The sequence below is a fragment of the Paraburkholderia sp. BL25I1N1 genome (assembly GCF_003002025.1).
GTDB lineage: Bacteria > Pseudomonadota > Gammaproteobacteria > Burkholderiales > Burkholderiaceae > Paraburkholderia.
Genome location: NZ_PVZB01000004.1, coordinates 66,278 through 84,247, shown reverse-complemented (window position 1 = coordinate 84,247; position 17,970 = coordinate 66,278). Strand labels below are relative to the sequence as shown.

The 17,970-nt window shown below is 63.4% G+C and carries 14 protein-coding genes; 4 read left to right on the top strand and 10 right to left on the bottom strand.

Going from position 1 to position 17,970, the window contains the following annotated elements; translation table 11 throughout:
* Positions 1-58: 58 nt before the first annotated feature.
* Complete coding sequence (locus B0G73_RS07165; RefSeq protein ID WP_106279313.1) at positions 59-1,345, top strand: DUF3443 domain-containing protein; 1,287 nt, start codon at positions 59-61, stop codon at positions 1,343-1,345.
* Between the two features lie 139 nt (positions 1,346-1,484).
* Complete coding sequence (locus B0G73_RS07160) at positions 1,485-3,359, top strand: glycosyl transferase family 1 (protein ID WP_106279311.1); 1,875 nt, start codon at positions 1,485-1,487, stop codon at positions 3,357-3,359.
* A gap of 21 nt (positions 3,360-3,380) precedes the next feature.
* Here the strand turns inward: B0G73_RS07160 and B0G73_RS07155 are convergent, their stop codons facing one another.
* Positions 3,381-3,833, bottom strand: a complete 453-nt coding sequence (locus tag B0G73_RS07155) for a hypothetical protein (RefSeq protein ID WP_106279309.1) — start codon at positions 3,831-3,833, stop codon at positions 3,381-3,383.
* Between the two features lie 314 nt (positions 3,834-4,147).
* Positions 4,148-4,477, bottom strand: coding sequence for a hypothetical protein (locus B0G73_RS07150; protein WP_106279307.1), 330 nt, complete (start codon positions 4,475-4,477; stop codon positions 4,148-4,150).
* A 264-nt stretch (positions 4,478-4,741) separates the two neighbouring features.
* On the opposite strand from B0G73_RS07150, the gene B0G73_RS07145 reads away from it, so the two are divergent.
* Positions 4,742-5,632 carry a class I SAM-dependent methyltransferase gene (locus tag B0G73_RS07145; protein ID WP_106279305.1) on the top strand — a complete coding sequence of 297 codons (891 nt, stop codon included), beginning with the start codon at positions 4,742-4,744 and terminating at the stop codon, positions 5,630-5,632.
* A gap of 278 nt (positions 5,633-5,910) precedes the next feature.
* Entirely contained in the window at positions 5,911-7,629 is a 1,719-nt protein-coding gene (gene leuA / locus B0G73_RS07140; RefSeq protein ID WP_106279303.1) for a 2-isopropylmalate synthase, read from the top strand.
* 158 nt (positions 7,630-7,787) lie between these two features.
* On the opposite strand, the gene B0G73_RS07135 is transcribed toward leuA, so the two are convergent.
* From B0G73_RS07135 to B0G73_RS07100, 8 genes are all read right to left on the bottom strand, one after another.
* The gene (locus B0G73_RS07135) at positions 7,788-8,576 is read right to left on the bottom strand and encodes an amino acid ABC transporter ATP-binding protein (protein WP_106279301.1); all 789 of its coding nucleotides are present in this window, start codon (positions 8,574-8,576) and stop codon (positions 7,788-7,790) included.
* Entirely contained in the window at positions 8,576-9,253 is a 678-nt protein-coding gene (locus tag B0G73_RS07130; RefSeq protein ID WP_106279299.1) for an amino acid ABC transporter permease, read from the bottom strand. The genes B0G73_RS07135 and B0G73_RS07130 overlap by 1 nt, the downstream gene beginning before the upstream one ends.
* Positions 9,254-9,275: 22 nt before the next feature.
* On the bottom strand, positions 9,276-10,058 hold the full coding sequence (locus B0G73_RS07125; protein WP_106279297.1) for an amino acid ABC transporter substrate-binding protein: 783 nt from the start codon (positions 10,056-10,058) through the stop codon (positions 9,276-9,278).
* Between the two features lie 358 nt (positions 10,059-10,416).
* Positions 10,417-11,868, bottom strand: a complete 1,452-nt coding sequence (gene hydA / locus B0G73_RS07120) for a dihydropyrimidinase (protein ID WP_106279295.1) — start codon at positions 11,866-11,868, stop codon at positions 10,417-10,419.
* A 65-nt stretch (positions 11,869-11,933) separates the two neighbouring features.
* A complete protein-coding gene (locus B0G73_RS07115) occupies positions 11,934-13,445 on the bottom strand; it encodes an NCS1 family nucleobase:cation symporter-1 (RefSeq protein ID WP_106279294.1) in 1,512 nt (503 codons plus the stop codon).
* 125 nt (positions 13,446-13,570) lie between these two features.
* Positions 13,571-14,899: an NAD-dependent dihydropyrimidine dehydrogenase subunit PreA gene (gene preA, locus B0G73_RS07110; protein WP_106279292.1), complete on the bottom strand. Its 1,329-nt coding sequence runs from the start codon at positions 14,897-14,899 to the stop codon at positions 13,571-13,573.
* Positions 14,900-14,967: 68 nt separating this feature from the next.
* Positions 14,968-16,317 (bottom strand): NAD(P)-dependent oxidoreductase, encoded by a 1,350-nt coding sequence (locus tag B0G73_RS07105; protein ID WP_106279290.1) that lies wholly within the window; start codon positions 16,315-16,317, stop codon positions 14,968-14,970.
* Positions 16,318-16,447: 130 nt separating this feature from the next.
* Complete coding sequence (locus tag B0G73_RS07100) at positions 16,448-17,728, bottom strand: Zn-dependent hydrolase (protein ID WP_106279288.1); 1,281 nt, start codon at positions 17,726-17,728, stop codon at positions 16,448-16,450.
* Between the last annotated feature and the right edge of the window lie 242 nt (positions 17,729-17,970).

The window sequence follows — 17,970 nt, the reverse complement described above, 5'->3', positions numbered from 1 at the left end:
GCGCCCCCGACCACGCACACGGCATCCGCACTCCACCTCGACGAACACGCGCCACACCATGAAATCCGACCTGTCCTCTTATGCCCCGCTGCTGATCTGCGCCGCCCTCGCGGGATGCGGCGGCGGCGGTGGCGGCGGCACGCCGGCCGCCACGTCCCCGACCGGGCCGGCCGCACCGGGCAACAGCCCGGGCGCCGCCAGCGCGCCGGTAGCCGCCGCGCCGCCCGCCGCCTCGGGCGCGAGCCCAGGCGGCTCCGTGCCGCAGTCGAACACGCCGAACGTCCAGCCGATCGCCGTCTCCGCCGCGCCCGGTCTGACGCGCAACATGCTGACGACGAGCGTTACCGTCTGCCAGCCCGGCACCAGCAATTGCGTGACGGTCGACAATGTCCAGGTCGACACCGGTTCGCACGGACTCAGGATTCTGGCGTCCGCATTGCCGGCCGACCTGCCGCTCGCGGCAATCGCGTCGGGCAGCGGGATTGCGGGCGAATGCGCGGTGTTCGGCGGCGGCTACACCTGGGGCGCGGTGCGCAGCGCGGACGTCCGCATGGCCGGCCAGTTGGCAGCCTCGATTCCGATCCAGACCATCGCCGATCCGGCGCTCCCCGACGTGCCTGCCGACTGCGAGGGATCCGGCCGCGCCATGCAGACGGTGGCCGGCCTGCGCTCGAACGGTATTCTCGGCGTGGGCCTGTTCGCGGCCGACTGCGGCAGCGGCTGCGTCAGCGCCGCGCTGCCGCGCTGGTACTACAGTTGCGACGCCGGCGGCGCCTGTCTCGCCAGCACGCAAGCCCTCGCGCAGCAGGTCACCAATCCGGTCAGCCGCTTTGCGCTCGACAACAACGGCATGGTCATCGACCTGCCGGCCATCGCCGACGCCGGCGCGGCCAGCGTATCGGGTTCGATGATCTTCGGCATCGGCACCCAGGCCAACAACGCGCTGAACGGCGCCAGCGTCCTCAAGGCGAATCCGGTGACGGGCTACGTCGTCACCACGAGCGGCGGGCAGACCTATTCGCAGAGCTATGTCGACAGCGGTTCGAATGGGCTGTTCTTCCGCACGAGCCAGTTCCCGCAGTGCGGCTTCTGGTACTGCCCGGCTTCGATACAGGCCGCGAGCGCCGCGATCACCGGTACAGATGGCGCGTCGAACATGGTGTCGTTCGCTGTCGCCAATTCGAGCGCGCTGTTCGCCTCGTCGAACAATGCCTTCAACAATCTGGCCGGCGTGGCCAGCAGCGGCTTCGGCTGGGGCTTGCCGTTCTTCTTCGGACGACGTGTCTATACCGCCATCGCCTCGCGCGAGACATCGGCGGGCCCGGGGCCGTACTACGCGTTCTGAACCGATGGCTTCTTTCGACGCTGAAATTTCGCAAACTCTTCGGGCGAACCGTTTTGGGATCCATCGGCTGAGATAATTCCGTGCTCCGGCTAACCTGGTTCCGATTAGTTAGTCATGCAAATTCTGGACGTCTCGGCAGATGGAAGAACCCACTTTTTCGCTCGATCATTTCGAGCAGCTCGTCTACACGCGGCAGCATCTGAAAGCCGCGATCCAGTTCATCGCCGCGCTGGCGCTCCTGCAGCAGAAGCGCGGCGAACTGGACGGCAGCTTTCGCGCCTCGGGCATGGCCGGTCTGCCGCCCGCCGAGCAGCACATGCGCTTCTGCACACGTCTCGCGAGCGCGGCGTCGACCCTGTTCGCGGACCCGGCATTCCAGTTGCCGACCGAATGCTTCAGATTGCTTCTGACATTGCACGAATGGGTCGGATTGGTGTTTGCCTGCACGCCATTCGGTAATGCGGACCACGTAAGCCGTCACCTGAATCCGCGTGGTCCGGATAACGCCCAGTTTCTACCCGGCGACCGCTTCATCGAAAAACTCTGCGTGCTCTATTCGACCGAGTCCGAACTGGAACTCGACTTCGCCGCGCTGTGGGCCAATGATAAATCGCTTGCCGCCTGTCTTGCACTCGCTCTGCTGGCGCCGGTCTTCAAGGGCTCGGCGAACGCGCATATCAAACGCGAAGCGCTAATGGAATGGCTGCCCGGCAAACTGCAGCAGATCGACGACCTCGACGACCTGCCAACCGCCGTGCTGCACAACGCCTATATGTTCTGCAGCTACGCGGACACGCCGCGGCGGCACGAGATCAAGCGGGACATCAACGCGCTGGTGCGCCGCAAGCTGGACCAATTAGGACTGGCCGACATTCCCGCGGCACAACTGGCGCGCACGAAAAGCCGCAAGCAACGTGGCAAGAAACCGCTCATGGTGGTCGTGCTCGAGTGGTTCAGCGGCGCGCATTCGATCTACCGCACGCACTCGCTTACGCTCGAAGCCGCGCGCGAACATTTCGAAGTGGTAGCTTTCGGTTTCGGCTATGCCGTGGACGAGATTGGCCGCGCGGTGTTCGACCGTTTCATCGAACTGGAAGAGCCGGAATATATCGGCGAATGTCTGAGAACAATTCGCGATTTTGCCGAGGCGGAACAGCCCGACGTGCTCTATATGCCCAGCGTCGGCATGTTCGCGCTCACGGTGTTCATGTCGAACCTGCGCATTGCGCCGCTGCAGATCGCCGGCCTTGGGCACCCGGCCACCACGCACTCCGACAAGATCGATTACGTCAGCGTGGAGGAAGACTACGTCGGCGACCCCGACTGTTTCAGCGAGCGTCTGATGAAACTGCCGAAAGACGGCCAACCGTACCGGCCGTCGGTGGCGCTGCCGGAGATCGTCGCCGAGATTCCGCCGTCACGCGAGACGCTGGAGATCGTCATCACGGCCAGCGCAATGAAGCTCAATCCCGGCTTTCTCGAAGCGTGCCGTGAAATCGGCGAACGCGGGGCGACGCCGGTCCAATTTCACTTCATGAGCGGCGTGCCGTTCGGTTTGCCGCTCGACCGCATGCGCGACGTGATTCGCCAGACGCTGCCGCACGCCGTCGTGCACAGCTTTCATGAATACGCGGGCTATCTGGCGCGCGTCAATCGCTCGGACCTGTTTCTCAGTCCGTTTCCGTTCGGCAATACCAACGGTATCGTCGACGCGCTCACGCTGGGTTTGCCCGGCATCTGCAAGCGCGGGCCGGAGGTGTTCGAGCGCATCGACGGCGCGCTGTTCGAGCGCGTGGGCATGCCGTCGTGGACCACTGCGGAGAGCGTCGAGGATTACATCGCCGCCGCCGTGCGAATGATCGACGCCCACGATGAGCGCACGGCCCTGCGGAAGCGCCTGATCGATATGCGGGCGGTGGAACGGTGCTTTGAAGGACGTCCGCAGGCGTTCGGTGAATGCGTGCTGGAACGGATGCGGGCAAAGCCACGCAAGCGAGACGAGGCGACGGCTTGAGTTTCGGCGCCGCGCGCTGTGCTACTCGGTCGCGCTGGTGGCCGGTGTCGCCAGATTGGCCGGCGCGAGCCAGTTGAATGCGCTCAGCGTCGGGCCGTTGAACGTGCACTCCGCGGCCGCCGGCGTGACGGTCTTCCGCGTCCTGGCGGATTTGAACCAGAACCCTCCGGTTGCCGACGCATCCGATGCGCCTGCCGCACCTACAGCCACAGCCGAAGCTGCGAGCGGCGCACTCGCCGCCCCGGGCGCTGACGCCGGGACCGCCGCCCGTTCGATCGATCCTTCGACCACCACGCGCGAGCCGTGGATACCGGTGGCGGCATGGGTGATCTTGAGCGTATCGGGCGACGTTTCCGCCAGCTTGCTTCGCATCAACTGTTCGCATGCGTCCGTGTTCTTGTAGACGGCCGTGCAGCCCGCCAGCAGCGCAGCGGCGGTCGTGACGCAGACGAGAGAGAGAATCCGAATCTTCATTGATGTTCCGTTTTTCAAGCCGTCGGCAATTGTAGCTTACGGCCTGCTTCAACGGCAGCGGCGTCGGGCACCGGCGAGGCACGCCGATCCGGTGCGATGGCAGCGCGCTGCTACTGCTGATCCTGGTGGCCATCGGCGTCGCGGTGATCGCGCAGAGCGGTACGCTGCCAATCGTGTTCGAACTCCGACCCGTACCCGTATTCAGGCCACACGCGGCCCATCGCCCGAAAAAGCTCAATTGAACAAAACAGTCCGTGCGAGGATGCGCTGCTATCCAACGCGCGATGCAACACGACTGTTGTCCGTGCGGCCGCTCAATTCGAGGGCATTGCCGGTTGCACGTAGGTGCGCACGCCGGCGAGCGGCGAACCATAACCGCCGGAATTGGTGTGATTCGGCAGGCCGTTGACCAGTTGCGCGCGCGGGTCGGTCGGATTCAGGTTCATTTCCCCTGCCTGCTGGTTGCCGTGCGTCGGATATTCGCTGCCTCGCGCCGCGTTCGGCATCAAACGCGTGCTGTTTTGCGGCGCGTTCATGTCGTCCTGCGGGCTCAAACCCTGCGCGCCCACCTGTGCGGCGATCGCGCACGCGGCCGCGCACAGTAAAACCCGCCCTACCTGCGACATCGTCGATGTTCGTTTCATACCTGCCTCCGGCAAAATGAAATGAAGGGGATCAAGTCGCGCCCCGGCATACAACAGGCCCGCACGCGACGGCCAACTCACCACACCAGTTATACGCGCCACGCCGCGCTTCGGATTCGGCGACCGTCAGGACGCGCCGCGGTCAACAGGGAAACCGGCGGGCACGGTCTTTTATTCCGGTTGCGGCGAGCGCCACGCGAAACCCGGCGAACGCCTATCCTTACGCCTATTACCGATTTTGTTCCCGCGCGGTCGCGCCCGATAATGGACGTCATGAACCCACAACCCAATCTTCAGGCTCGCATGCTGCGCGCCACGCTTGCGACGCTCACCGCAACGCTGCTGCTGGCGGCCTGCGCCGGCCCGTCGGCCTCGAATTCCGCGTCAACTTCCGCATCGTCCAGTCCGGCGCTGCTCGATGCCGCGATTTCCGGACCGCAACGCGGCGACAAGGCCCGCGCCCGCGACGTCTACCGCCATCCGAAGGAAACGCTGCAATTCTTTGAACTCGCGCCGTCGCAAAGCGTGCTGGAGATCGAGCCGGGCGGCGGCTGGTACACGGATATCCTCGCGCCGTATCTGCGCGAGCACGGCAAGCTCTACGAAGCGCAGTACGACGGCCCGCAGAGTGCGCCATCGGCGGAAACACAGGCCAATCGGGCCGCGTTCGCGCGCAAGCTGGCGGCCACGCCCGCCGTGTACGGCCATGTCGTGGTCGGCACGCTGCACGCCGGCCAGTTCAGCGGTTTTCCGGCCGATGCCAGCGTCGACGAGGTCCTGACCTTCCGCAACATCCATAACTGGATCAAGGACGGCCAGATCGACGCCAACCTGCGCGCGTTCTACGCGGCGCTCAAGCCGGGTGGTGTGCTCGGTGTCGAGGAACATCGCGCGGCGCCGGGGACCTCGCTGCAACAGACCATCGACACCGGCTATGTGACGGAAGACTACGTGATCGAACACGCACGCGCGGCCGGCTTCGAACTGGCCGGAAAGAGCGAAGTGAACGCCAACCCGCGCGACACGAAAAACTACCCGAACGGCGTCTGGTCGCTGCCGCCGACCTTCGAAGGTGGCGACGTCGACCGGGCGAAATATGCGGCGATCGGCGAATCGGATCGCATGACTTTGCGCTTCGTGAAACCGGCGCATTGACCTCCGCCAGTCTCAAGCCACAAGGGAACGGCGCTTGACGCCGTCCCGATAATATGGTCCTATTGCGCACTATGTACCGCGCCCAGACCATCCTATCGCTACTACTAGCCCCCTCTACCGGGCTAGGTCTGCTGCTGCGCGCTTCCATCTGAAACACCCGAAGCACCGCAAAATTCCCCAGTAACTGACCCAGCCCCGGTTTTCGACCGGCGCCTCGTCATGTCTTTTCGTCGTCCGGTCGACTCCCAGCTACCTGGTCTCACCCACGGATGATGAAAATGTTGAAGAACCCCGCTACCAAATACCGCTCGTTCAAGCCCGTCACCTTGACGGATCGCCAGTGGCCGTCGCGCACCATCACGCACCCGCCGATCTGGATGAGCACCGACCTGCGCGACGGCAATCAGTCGCTGTTCGAGCCGATGGACGCGCAACGCAAGATGCGCATGTTCAAGACGCTGGTGCAGATCGGCTTCAAGGAAATCGAAGTCGCGTTTCCGTCCGCTTCGCAGACCGACTTCAATTTCGTGCGTGAGCTGATCGAAGGCGGCCATATCCCCGACGACGTCACCATCGAAGTCTTGACGCAAGCGCGCGACGACCTGATCGAGCGCACCTTCGAATCCTTGCGTGGCGTGCCGCGCGCCATCGTCCACCTGTACAACGCGACCGCGCCGGAATTCCGCAAGATCGTCTTCAATCTGGAAAAGAGCGGCGTGAAGGAACTGGCGCAAAACGCTGCGCGCACGATGAAGCGCATCGCCGCCACCATGCCGGAAACGCAGTTCACGTTCCAGTACAGCCCGGAAGTGTTCAGCGGCACGGAAATCGAATTCGCCAAGGAAGTCTGCGACGCCGTGTTCGATGTCTGGCAACCGACGCCGGAACACAAGGCCATCGTCAACTTGCCGGCCACCGTCGAAATGTCCACGCCGAACATCTACGCGGACCAGATCGAGTGGATGCACCGCAATCTCGCGCGCCGCGATTCGCTGATCATCTCGGTGCATCCCCATAACGATCGCGGCACCGCCGTGGCCGCCGCTGAACTCGCCGTGATGGCCGGCGCGGATCGTATCGAAGGCTGCTTGTTCGGCAACGGCGAGCGCACCGGCAATGTGGACCTCGTCACGCTCGCATTGAACCTGTACACGCAGGGCGTCGATCCGGGCCTCGACTTCTCGAACATCAACGAAGTCGCGCGTACCGCGGAAGAATGCACGCAGTTGCCGATCCATCCGCGTCATCCGTATGTCGGCGATCTGGTGTTCACGGCCTTCTCGGGCTCGCATCAGGACGCGATCAAGAAGGGTTTCTCGGTGCAGAAGCCGGACGCGGTCTGGGAAGTGCCCTACATGCCGATCGATCCGGCCGATCTCGGCCGCACCTACGATTCGGTAATTCGCGTGAACAGTCAGTCCGGCAAGGGCGGCATCGCGTATCTGCTCGAACAGGGCTACGGCGTCGTGTTGCCGCGCCGCCTGCAGGTGGACTTCAGCTCGGCCGTGCAGCGCTTCACCGACGACAGCGGCCAGGAAGTCACGTCCGCGCAGATCTGGGAATTGTTCCAGCAGGAATATGTGCAGAACACCGCGCCGATTCATTACGTGGGCCACAGCCTCGCCGAGCGCGATGGGCGCGAGCGCATCAAACTGACGGTCGATATCCACGGCACGCGGCGCGTGCTGACCGGCGAAGGCAACGGCCCGCTCGACGCGCTGATGCACGCGATCGGCGTGCCGGTGCGAATTCAGCACTATGAAGAACGCGCGTTGACGCAAGGCGCGGATGCCCGCGCGGTAGCGGTGGCCGAAATGGCCGGCGCCGATGTGACCGGCAGCGCGTTCGGCGTCGGCATCGACGCCAATCTGGTGACGGCGTCGATTCGCGCGGTGATCAGCGGGGTCAATCGCGCTTACGCTCGCGTCAATGCGCAGGCGCGGGAAAGTTTCTTTGACGCCGCGATGAACAATGCCGCGGAAAGCGTGGGCGTTTAAGGTTCGATGAGCGTGGCTGCGACTGCGTAGCGGTGTTGTTAGAAGGGGGCGTTCCGACGCCCCCTGTTGTTTGGCTGCTGTCTTGGTGCGTCGCCGTGCTGGCGCATCGCAGTCATGCCGCTGCGGCTTGCGGCCTGCCGCATGCCTACCCTGCCGCATTACCGCCGTCCGGCTCCGCCCGGTTCAGTCCATTCATCCGGCAAACTATGCGTCAACGTCGAGACGAAACGCTCCGTTTCCGGCGCGCGCGGCTGCATGAAAATCTCGCGCGACGGCCCGGCCTCCACCACCACGCCGTTATTCAGAAACACCACGTCCCGCGCGATCGTCGCGGCGAGCCGCAAGTCGTGCGTGGCCATCAGCATGGTCATGCCTTCAACGGCGAGCTGCTTGAGCACTTCCACCACTTCCGCGGCGAGCCCAGGATCGAGCGCCGAGGTCGGCTCGTCGCATAACAGCACTTCCGGCGACGGCGCCAACGCCCGCGCAATCGCCACCCGCTGCTGCTGACCGCCCGACAGCGTGGAAGGCCATGCGTCCGCCTTCTGCGCGATGCCGACCTTTTCCAGCAACTCGTCCGCGCGAGCGCGTGCTTTGTCCTTGTCCCACTTCAGCACGGTCACCAAGCCTTCCATCACGTTCTGCCGCACCGTCAGATGCGGAAACAGCTGAAAGTTCTGGAACACCATGCCGGTGCGGCGGCGAATCGTCAGCACCGCTTCGCGAGAAGGCCGCTGGTCGCGGCTGAATTCCAGCCGCTGGTCGCCGAGTTCGAGAGCCCCGGACTCTGGAATCTCGAGCAGATTCACGCAACGCAACAGCGTGCTCTTGCCGCTGCCCGATGGACCGATCAACGCGGTGACATTACCCGAGGCGAGTTGAAGATCGACCGAGTTGAGCACCCGCAGGCCGCCGAAATACTTGTCGATTTTTTCCAGCCGGATCATCAGTTGCCTGCCTGGAAAAGTGCGTGGCGCCCGAACTTGCGCTCGAGCCTGACTTGCGCCGACGACAACACGGAACTGAACACCAGATAAACCAGCGCGGCTTCCGTGTACAGAATCAACGGCTCATAAGTCACCGATGCGATACGTTGCGCCGCCTGAAACACCTCGGGCACGGTCAGCACCGCTGCGAGCGAAGTGTCCTTCACCAGCGCGATAAACGAATTGGACAATGGCGGCAACGCAACGCGCGCAGCTTGCGGCAGGATCGCGCGACGCAAGGCCTGCTCGCGCGTCATCCCCATCGAATACGCCGCTTCCCATTGCCCTTTAGGGATCGACTCGATCACGCCGCGTATCACTTCGGAGTTGTACGCGCCGACATTCAGCGAAAAGCCGATGATCGCCGCCGTCAACGGATCGAGCACGATGCCTACGTTCGGCAAGCCGTAGAAGATCACGAACAGTTGCACGAGCAACGGCGAGCCGCGAAACAACCATACATAGAAGCGCACGACCGCCACCGCCCACTTCGGTCCGAACAAGCGGACCAGCGCGACGAGAAACGCCAGCGCGAGCCCGATCGCGAACGAGATCAGCGTGAGCGGCACGGTAAACACGAGCCCCGCATACAGCAGGGGCCACAGCGACTGCGCCATCAGATGCAACCATGCCGGCATGATTCAGACTCGCGGAAGGCGTTTACTGGGAGACGTCTTTGCCGAAATACTTCTGCGAGATCTTCGCGTAGGTGCCGTCTTTCTTCATGTCGGCGAGCGCCTTGTTGATCGCCGCCTGCAATTCCGGGCTGCCTTTGCGAATCAGCACTGCGGACTTGTCGCTGCTGTCGGGCGAGGTATCGAGCGCGGCGATCTTCACTTTCGCATCCGGCTTGTGCTTCTTGAAGTCGAGGAACGACAGCGAGTCGTTGACGGTGGCATCGACGCGGCCCGAGGTCAGCAGATCGATCGACTCATTGAAGCCCTGCACGGGGATCACTTCCGCGCCGTGCGCGGCCGCGATCTTGCCGAAGTTGCTGGTCAGCGTATTGGCCGACTTCTTACCCTTCAGGTCGTCGAAGTTCTTGATCGTGGTGTTGTTCGACGCCACGATCAGCGCCGCGTGCGACGTGATGTACGGATCGGAGAAATCGTATTTGGCCTTGCGCGCATCGGTCACGGCCACTTCGTTGATCACCGCGTCGTAACGGTTCACATCGAGGCCGGCAATCAGACCGTCCCATTTGCCTTCGACGAATTGCGGCTTGACGCCGAGACGCTTCGCGATCTCGGTGCCGATCTCGACGTCGAAACCGGTCAGCTTGCCCGATTCGTCGTGGTACGTGAACGGCGCATAGGTGCCTTCGGTGCCGATCTTGAACACGCCGGCGGATTTGATCTGCGCGAGTTCGTCGGCGGCGAATGCGGAATTCACGGCCACGGCCTGGAACAACGCGATCAGCAGAATGGAACGAATCGATTTCATCAGGCGGCTCCGTCAAATGTGCCACGTGGGTGGCTGAGTCTTGTGTTGGACAGTCCCCGCCGGCGCGTGCGCCTTGCAGAGTGGGCGGACTGTAGCAAACGGCCTGCGTTTTTACAAAGGATCAGGTTTTCGATCGATATGCGCTTGCGTGCTAAGCGAACAGCCAAGGCCTCTGGTATGACGCGGATTCCAACTCTACAGCAGATAGGACAGACGCGGGTTGCATCGCAACACGGAACCTATGTCGCGCGCCATCGGGGAAAACGCGAGAGCGGTGCTGCCGCGGCGAATGCGCGGCATAAAAAAGAGCGGCGCCGCGTTTGAATGCGGCGCCGCCCATTGGCGGATTGCGAATAGCTTACCGCTCCACCGGATGCGGTTCCTTGCGCTTGTTGGCGACGCGGATCGCGTCGAAGTAGGCACCGTTCGGCGGACGTTTCAGATAGCGGCCGGCGCCGCGCTCCGCCCGCAACTCGCCGTTGGTCCAGGCGAGCGCGCCGCGAGTGAGCGTGTGCATCGCCACGCCTTGCACCGTCATGCCTTCGAACACGTTGAAGTCGACCTTCTGATGATGCGTTTTCACCGAAATCGTTTTGCTCGCGTTCGGGTCCCACACCACGAGGTCGGCATCCGCACCGACCCGCACCGCGCCTTTGCGCGGATACAGGTTGAAGATCTGCGCGGCATTGGTCGACGTAATGCGCACGAACTCGTTCGGCGTGAGACGCCCCGAGTTCACGCCGTGATGCCAGAGCACCGCCATGCGGTCTTCCACACCGCCGCAGCCATTCGGGATCTTCGTGAAGTCGTCGCGGCCCATGGCTTTCTGCGACGCGCAGAACACGCAGTGATCGGTTGCCGTGGTGTGCAGCTGGCCGGCTTGCAAACCCCGCCACAATGCCTCGCGATGCTCGGCCGAGCGGAACGGCGGGCTCATCACGTGGGCCGCCGCGCGGGTCCAGTCGGGATCGCGATACACCGCTTCGTCGATCACCAGATGGCCCGGCAATACCTCGCCGAACACGCGCAGACCTTCGCTGCGGGCGCGGGCGATCGCATCGACCGCGTCTTTCGAGGACACGTGCACGATATACACCGGCACGCCCAGCACCTGCGCGATCCGGATCGCGCGATTGGCGGCCTCGCCCTCCACTTCGGGCGGCCGCGACAGCGGATGCGCCTCCGGACCGGTAAAGCCTTTCGCCAGCAACTGACGCTGCAATTGAAACACCAGCTCGCCGTTTTCCGCATGCACAGTCGGCAGCGCGCCGAGTTCGAGCGAGCGCGAGAAGCTGTTCACCAGCACTTCGTCGTCGGCCATGATGGCGTTTTTGTAGGCCATGAAGTGCTTGAAACTCGACACGCCGTGTTCATGCACCAGCGTACCCATGTCGCGATAGACCGAATCGTCCCACCATGTCACCGCGACGTGAAAGCCGTAGTCCGCCGACGCCTTCTCGGCCCAGCCGCGCCACTCCTTGAACGCGTCCATCAGCGGCTGCTTGGGGCTTGGAATCACGAAGTCGATGATGCTCGTGGTGCCGCCCGATAAACCCGCCGCCGTGCCCGTGTAGAAGTCGTCGCTCGCCGTGGTGCCCATGAACGGCAATTCCATATGCGTGTGCGGATCGATACCGCCGGGCATCACGTATTGACCGCCCGCATCGACGATCGCGGCGCCGGCGGGCGCCTCCAGGTCCGCTCCGATCTGCAGGATCGTGCCGCCGTCCTGCGGGTCCGCACACAACACGTCCGCACGATACGTGTTCTCCGCGTCGATAATCGTGCCGCCGCGAATCAGGGTCGTCATGTTGCCGCCTCCTTATGAACTGCTGGTTTCGGTGCTACGTCATTCGCTGTACTCGTGGGTCCGCTTTATGCGCTCGCCACGCGCGCACTCGGTCCTTTGCTCAGCTTCATCCACGCGCTATATACGATCGACGCCAACGCGAGTCCGACAAACCACGCGTACGTATAGAGCGTATTGAAGATCGCCGGCACGTTCGGGAACGAGGCCGGAAACGCGGTATGCAAGAAGCCCGGCAGATTCGGCAGCACGCCGATCACGAGCGCGACCACCGCGCCGATATTCCAGCCGCCGGTGTAGCTGTATTCGCCGTGTTCGTCGAACAGTTCACGCGTGTCGAGCCGTGTACCGCGGATCAGGAAATAGTCGACCATCAGAATGCCCGCTACGGGACCGAGCAACGCGGAGTAGCCGACCAGCCACGTAAAAATATAACCCTGCGTGGTGGCGAGAATCTTCCAAGGCATCATGACGATCGCGATGGTCGCGGTGATCATGCCGCCCACGCGATACGAAATGCCCTTGGGCCACAGGCTCGAAAAATCATAAGCCGGGCCGACAAGATTCGCGGCGAGATTGCAGCACATAGTGTCGAGCGTCAGGATGATCAGCGCGACACCCACGCCGATGCCGGTCATGCGGCTCGTCAGATCGATCGGATCCCAGATCGCCTTGCCGTAGATCACCACCGTCGCCGACGTAACAACCACCGAGATCACCGAGAGCAAGGCCATCGGCACCGGCAAGCCGACCGACTGGCCGATGATCTGATCGCGCTGCGTTCTGGCAAAGCGCGTGAAGTCGGGGATATTGAGCGCGAGCGTGGCCCAGAAGCCGACCATGGCCGTGAGGCCGGGCCAGAACGTGGCCCAGAACAGGCCTTCTTTCTTGCCGCCCGGCACGAATTGCGACGGCGCCGACAGCATCGAGCCGAGACCGCCCGCTTTCGATGTCGCCCACCACACCAGTGCAATGCACATCACGATCTTGATCGGCGCGGACCAGCTTTCGAGCCAGCGGATCGAATCCGTGCCGTGCACGATGAAGTAGATCTGCAGCGCCCAGAACACCAGGAAGCACGCCAGTTGCGCGAGCGAGATGTCGAGAAACGGTAACGCCGCGCCGTGCAGCGCGTTGCCGGTGAGAATGTTCAGCAGCGTATAAATCGCGCTGCCGCCGAGCCACGTCTGAATCCCGTACCAGCCGCATGCCACAATGGCGCGCAGCATTGCCGGCAGCTTGGCGCCCTGCGTGCCGAACGAGGAGCGCACCAGCACCGCGTACGGAATGCCGTGCTTCGCGCCGGCGTGGCCGATCAAGAGCATCGGCACCAGCACGATCAGGTTGCCGAGCAGCACGGTCGCCACCGCTTGCCACGGCGACATGCCCTCTTCCGTCAAACCGGCGGCGAGCATGTACGACGCGATGTTCATCACCATGCCCACCCACAGCGCGGCGAAGTGATACCACTTCCACGTGCGCTGCGCGACGCCGGTCGGCGCAAGGTCGTCGTTGTAAAGACTGCTGCCCTGCACGCCGGCCGCGAACTGCGGGTCGGCGGGTTGCGCTGTCTGCTTCATCTAGAGCTCTCCATTCGATCGTTGAGACCCGCGCGGCTTCTATCGGCGCGTCGAGCCTTTTGGGGAATGACAGGTTCAGTACTAGCGCTGCGTTTGTTTCAGTTCCCTTCAACCACGCTCTGTTTTCAGGCGGCTTTTGCCGCGTGCGCCGGTTCGCCGGTTTCAGCCGCGTCCGCCGATGCGCTCAGCCCAGCGTCCACGCGCGCCGGATTGTTCGAATGCGTGGTCCAGTTCGCATACTCGCCGTTGTCCACGCGTTCCATCGAGATGCACTGTTCGACCGGACACACATGCATGCACAGATTGCAGCCCACACATTCGGAGTCCATCACTTCAAAATGCCGGACGCCATCTTTTTCTTTCATGATCGCCTGGTGAGCCGTGTCTTCGCAGGCGATATGACACAAGCCGCACTGGATGCACTTGTCCTGGTCGATGCGCGCCTTGATATCGTATTTGAGGTTCAGGTACTTCCAGTCGGTGACGTTCTGGACGGCGCGGCCGCGAATATCGTCGAGTGTCGCGTAGCCTTTTTCGTCCATCCAGTTGGAGAGGCCGTCGGTCAGGTCGGAAACGATACGGAATCCATAGTGCATGGCCGCCGTGCAGACCTGCACGCTGCCCGCGCCGAGCACCATGAATTCCGCGGCGTCGCGCCATGTCGAAATCCCGCCGATGCCGGAGATCGGCAGATTCGGCGTTTCCACATCGCGCGCGATTTCGGCGACCATGTTCAACGCGATCGGCTTCACGGCCGGGCCGCAGTAGCCGCCGTGCGTGCCCTTGCCATCAACCATCGGCAACGGCGACATCGCGTCCAGATCGACCGCGACGATGGAGTTGATCGTGTTGATCAGCGACACGCCATCCGCGCCGCCCTTGTAGGCCGCGCGCGAACCCGTTCGAATGTCGCTGATGTTCGGCGTGAGCTTGACGAGGCACGGCAGCCTGGTGCCTTCCTTGACCCAGCGCGTGACCATCTCGACATACTCGGGCACCTGGCCGACCGCCGCGCCCATGCCGCGCTCGCTCATGCCGTGCGGGCAGCCGAAATTCAGTTCGACCGCGTCCGCGCCCGTGTCTTCGACGAGCGGCAGAATCCACTTCCAGTCGCGCTCGTTGCACGGCACCATCAGCGAGACGATCATCGCGCGGTCCGGCCAGTCGCGTTTGACTTGCGCGATTTCCTTCAGATTGACGTCGAGCGGACGGTCGGTAATCAGTTCGATGTTGTTCAGGCCCGCCATGCGCTGGCCGTTCCATTGCACCGCGCCATAGCGCGAGCTGACGTTCACCACATGCGGGTCGAGACCGAGCGTCTTCCACACCACGCCGCCCCAGCCCGCTTCGAAAGCGCGGTTCACGTTATAGGCTTTGTCGGTCGGCGGCGCGGAGGCGAGCCAGAAAGGATTCGGCGAAGTAATGCCGGCAATCGTACAGCGCAGATCGGCCATGTTCGGCTCCTTGGGGACTGCTGTTTTTTGTCTGGTATGACGCTTCGTTTGGCTTGGCTCGATTCGCTTCAGGCGGCTTTCACCGCTGTACGAGCGAACTGTGCATCGATCGCGGCAGCGGCGATCTTGCCGTCCTGCACCGCCTGCACCGTGAGGTCGATGCCGCCGGTGGCCGCGCAATCGCCGCCGGCCCACACGTTCGCGAGCGAGGTCTGGCCATTCGCATCGACCGCGATACGGCTGCCGTCCAGCGTCAGCAACTCACGCTCGATGCCGACCGGCACCAGCGCTTGACCGATCGCCTTGAGCACCATGTCGGCTTCGACCACGAAGCGCTCCTCGCCACCATCTTTCGACGTACGCGCGAATTCGACACCGGTCACCACGCCGCCGTCGCCGATCAAACGCATCGGCGTGGCATGCGTGATGAGCGTGACGCCGCTGGTCTGCGCAAAGTCGCGTTCGGCCCAGGTCGCGCTCATCGCTTCGACACCGCGCCGGTACACCATCGTCACCGAGGTCGCGCCGAGCTTGCGGCTTTGCACGGCAGCGTCCACCGCCGTATTGCCGCCGCCGATCACGACCACGCGGCGCCCAACCGGCACCGTGCCGAGATCGCTCGCGCTGCGTACCTGCTCGATGAAGTCCACCGCATCCATCACGCCGCCGAGGTCTTCGCCGTCCATCGCGAGCGCGCGCACGCCGGTCAGGCCGATCGCGAGAAACACGGCGTCGTGCTGCTTGCGCAGCGTGTCGAGGTCGACATCGCGTCCGAGCGCGACGCCGTGTTTGATCTCGATGCCGCCCACCGAGCACAGCCACTCCACTTCACGCTGTGCAAAGTCATCGACGGTTTTATAGGCGGCGATGCCATATTCGTTCAGGCCGCCGGCTTTTGCGTGCGCGTCGTAGATCGTCACGTTATGGCCCGCCAATGCGAGCCGATGCGCACAAGCAAGTCCCGCCGGACCCGCGCCGACCACCGCGACGTGCCGTCCGGTTTCCGCCGCGCGCTTGAAAAGCACTTCGCCGCGCGCCATCGCCCAATCCGTGGCGTGGCGTTGCAGCGCGCCGATCGCCACCGGCTTCGCATCCTGATGGTTACGCACGCAGGCGCCTTCGCACAGAATTTCCGTCGGGCAGACGCGCGAGCACATGCCGCCCAGCGGGTTGGCCGACAGAATATCCACGGCCGCGCCCTTCAGATTGCCGTTGCTGATCTTGCGAATGAAGCTGGGAATGTCGATCTGCGTCGGGCAGGCGTTCACGCACGGCGCGTCGTAACAGTAGTGGCAGCGGCTCGCCGCCGCGGCGGCAGCGCTTGCGTCGAGCAAGGGCGCGATGTCGGAAAACTCGCATGAGAGCTGCTCGGGCGAGAGCCGCTGAGCGGCAATGTCGCCGGTTTGCTTGATGGCCATACTCGTTCCTTCTTCGATGTGAGGACGTAGCCGCTCCTGCCGGCCACGCTGCGGAGCCGGGACGGCATGTTTTATGGGCACTACGGTGAAGCGGGTCAAACGGGTAATGAGGACCGCAACCGCTAAAGCGTCATGAAACCGGCTCGCACGCACGTTCCAGCATGGCGTGCAGCAACACGTTGGCGCCGGCCTCGATCCATTCGAAGGTGGCGTCCTCAATCTCGTTGTGACTGATCCCGTCCACGCACGGCACGAACACCATCGAAGTCGGCGCGACCTGCGACAGATAGCAGGCATCATGGCCCGCACCGGACACCATGTTGCGATGCGGATAACCGAAGCGTTCCGCAGCGGCGCGCACGGACTTCACGCAAGCTTCGTCGAAGGCGACCGGCGCGTAGTAAAAGATCTGCTCGAGTTCGGTTTCGAGGCCGATACCGTTCGCGATGTCAGCCACGCCCTTGCGCAAGGCGGCGTCCATTTTCGCGAGCACGGCATCGTCCGGATGACGGAAATCGACAGTGAAGAACACACGCCCCGGAATCACGTTGCGCGAGTTCGGATAGACCTGCATCATGCCGACCGTCGCACAGCCGAACGGCGCGTTGTCGAGTCCGATACGATTGACCAGATCGACTACGCGCGCGGCGCCGAGCAACGCGTCGCGACGGCGCGGCATCGGCGTCGGACCGGCGTGCGCCTCCTGTCCCGTCAGCGTGATTTCGTACCAGCGTTGACCTTGCGCGTCGGTCACGACGCCAATGGTTTTCTGTTCGGCTTCGAGAATAGGCCCCTGTTCGATATGCAGTTCGAACGCCGCGTGAAGCGGCCGTCCGCCGCATGGAATATCGCCCGCATAACCAATGCGCTTGAGTTCGTCGCCGATGGTCTTGCCGTCCACATCCTTGCGCGACAGACCGTAGTCGAGCGTGAACACGCCGGCGAACACGCCCGATGCCACCATCGCGGGCGCGAAACGCGAGCCTTCCTCGTTGGTCCAGATCACCACTTCCACCGGATGTTCCGTCTCGATACCGTGATCGTTCAGACTCCGAATCACTTCGAGACCGCCCAGCACGCCGTAGATGCCGTCGAAGCGGCCGCCGGTCGGCTGCGAGTCGGCGTGCGAACCGGTCATGACCGGCAGCGCAGCGGGATTGCGGCCGGCGCGGCGCATGAACACATTGCCCATCTGGTCCACACTGACCGTGCAGCCGGCTTCCTTCGCCCAACTGACGATCAGATCGCGTCCTTCCTTATCGAGGTCGGTGAGCGCCAGGCGGCAGACGCCGCCTTTGGGCGTTGCGCCGATCTTTGCCATTGTCATCAGGCTGTCCCACAGCCGCTTGCCGTCGACCTTGATCGACGTGGTGGGTTCAGCGTGCTTCAGCGCTTCGGATACCGCGTTCATTCGTCTCGCTCCTTTCGGTGAACCGACATGAAACTGGTGCATCGGCGGCGGGTTTTGGGGCGTGCCCGCACGGGGGCGGTGCAGATTCGATGCCGTCGCTCGCTTCTCATACAGCGGGCAAACCCTGGGGTATCGGCCGCTCTTCCAATCCTGTCCAGTTGGACAGGTTGTAACTGATTAAACTCGCCAAATCAACACCTTTCGTGCGGTGAGAAACATAGCGAGAAGCGTGCCATTGCATC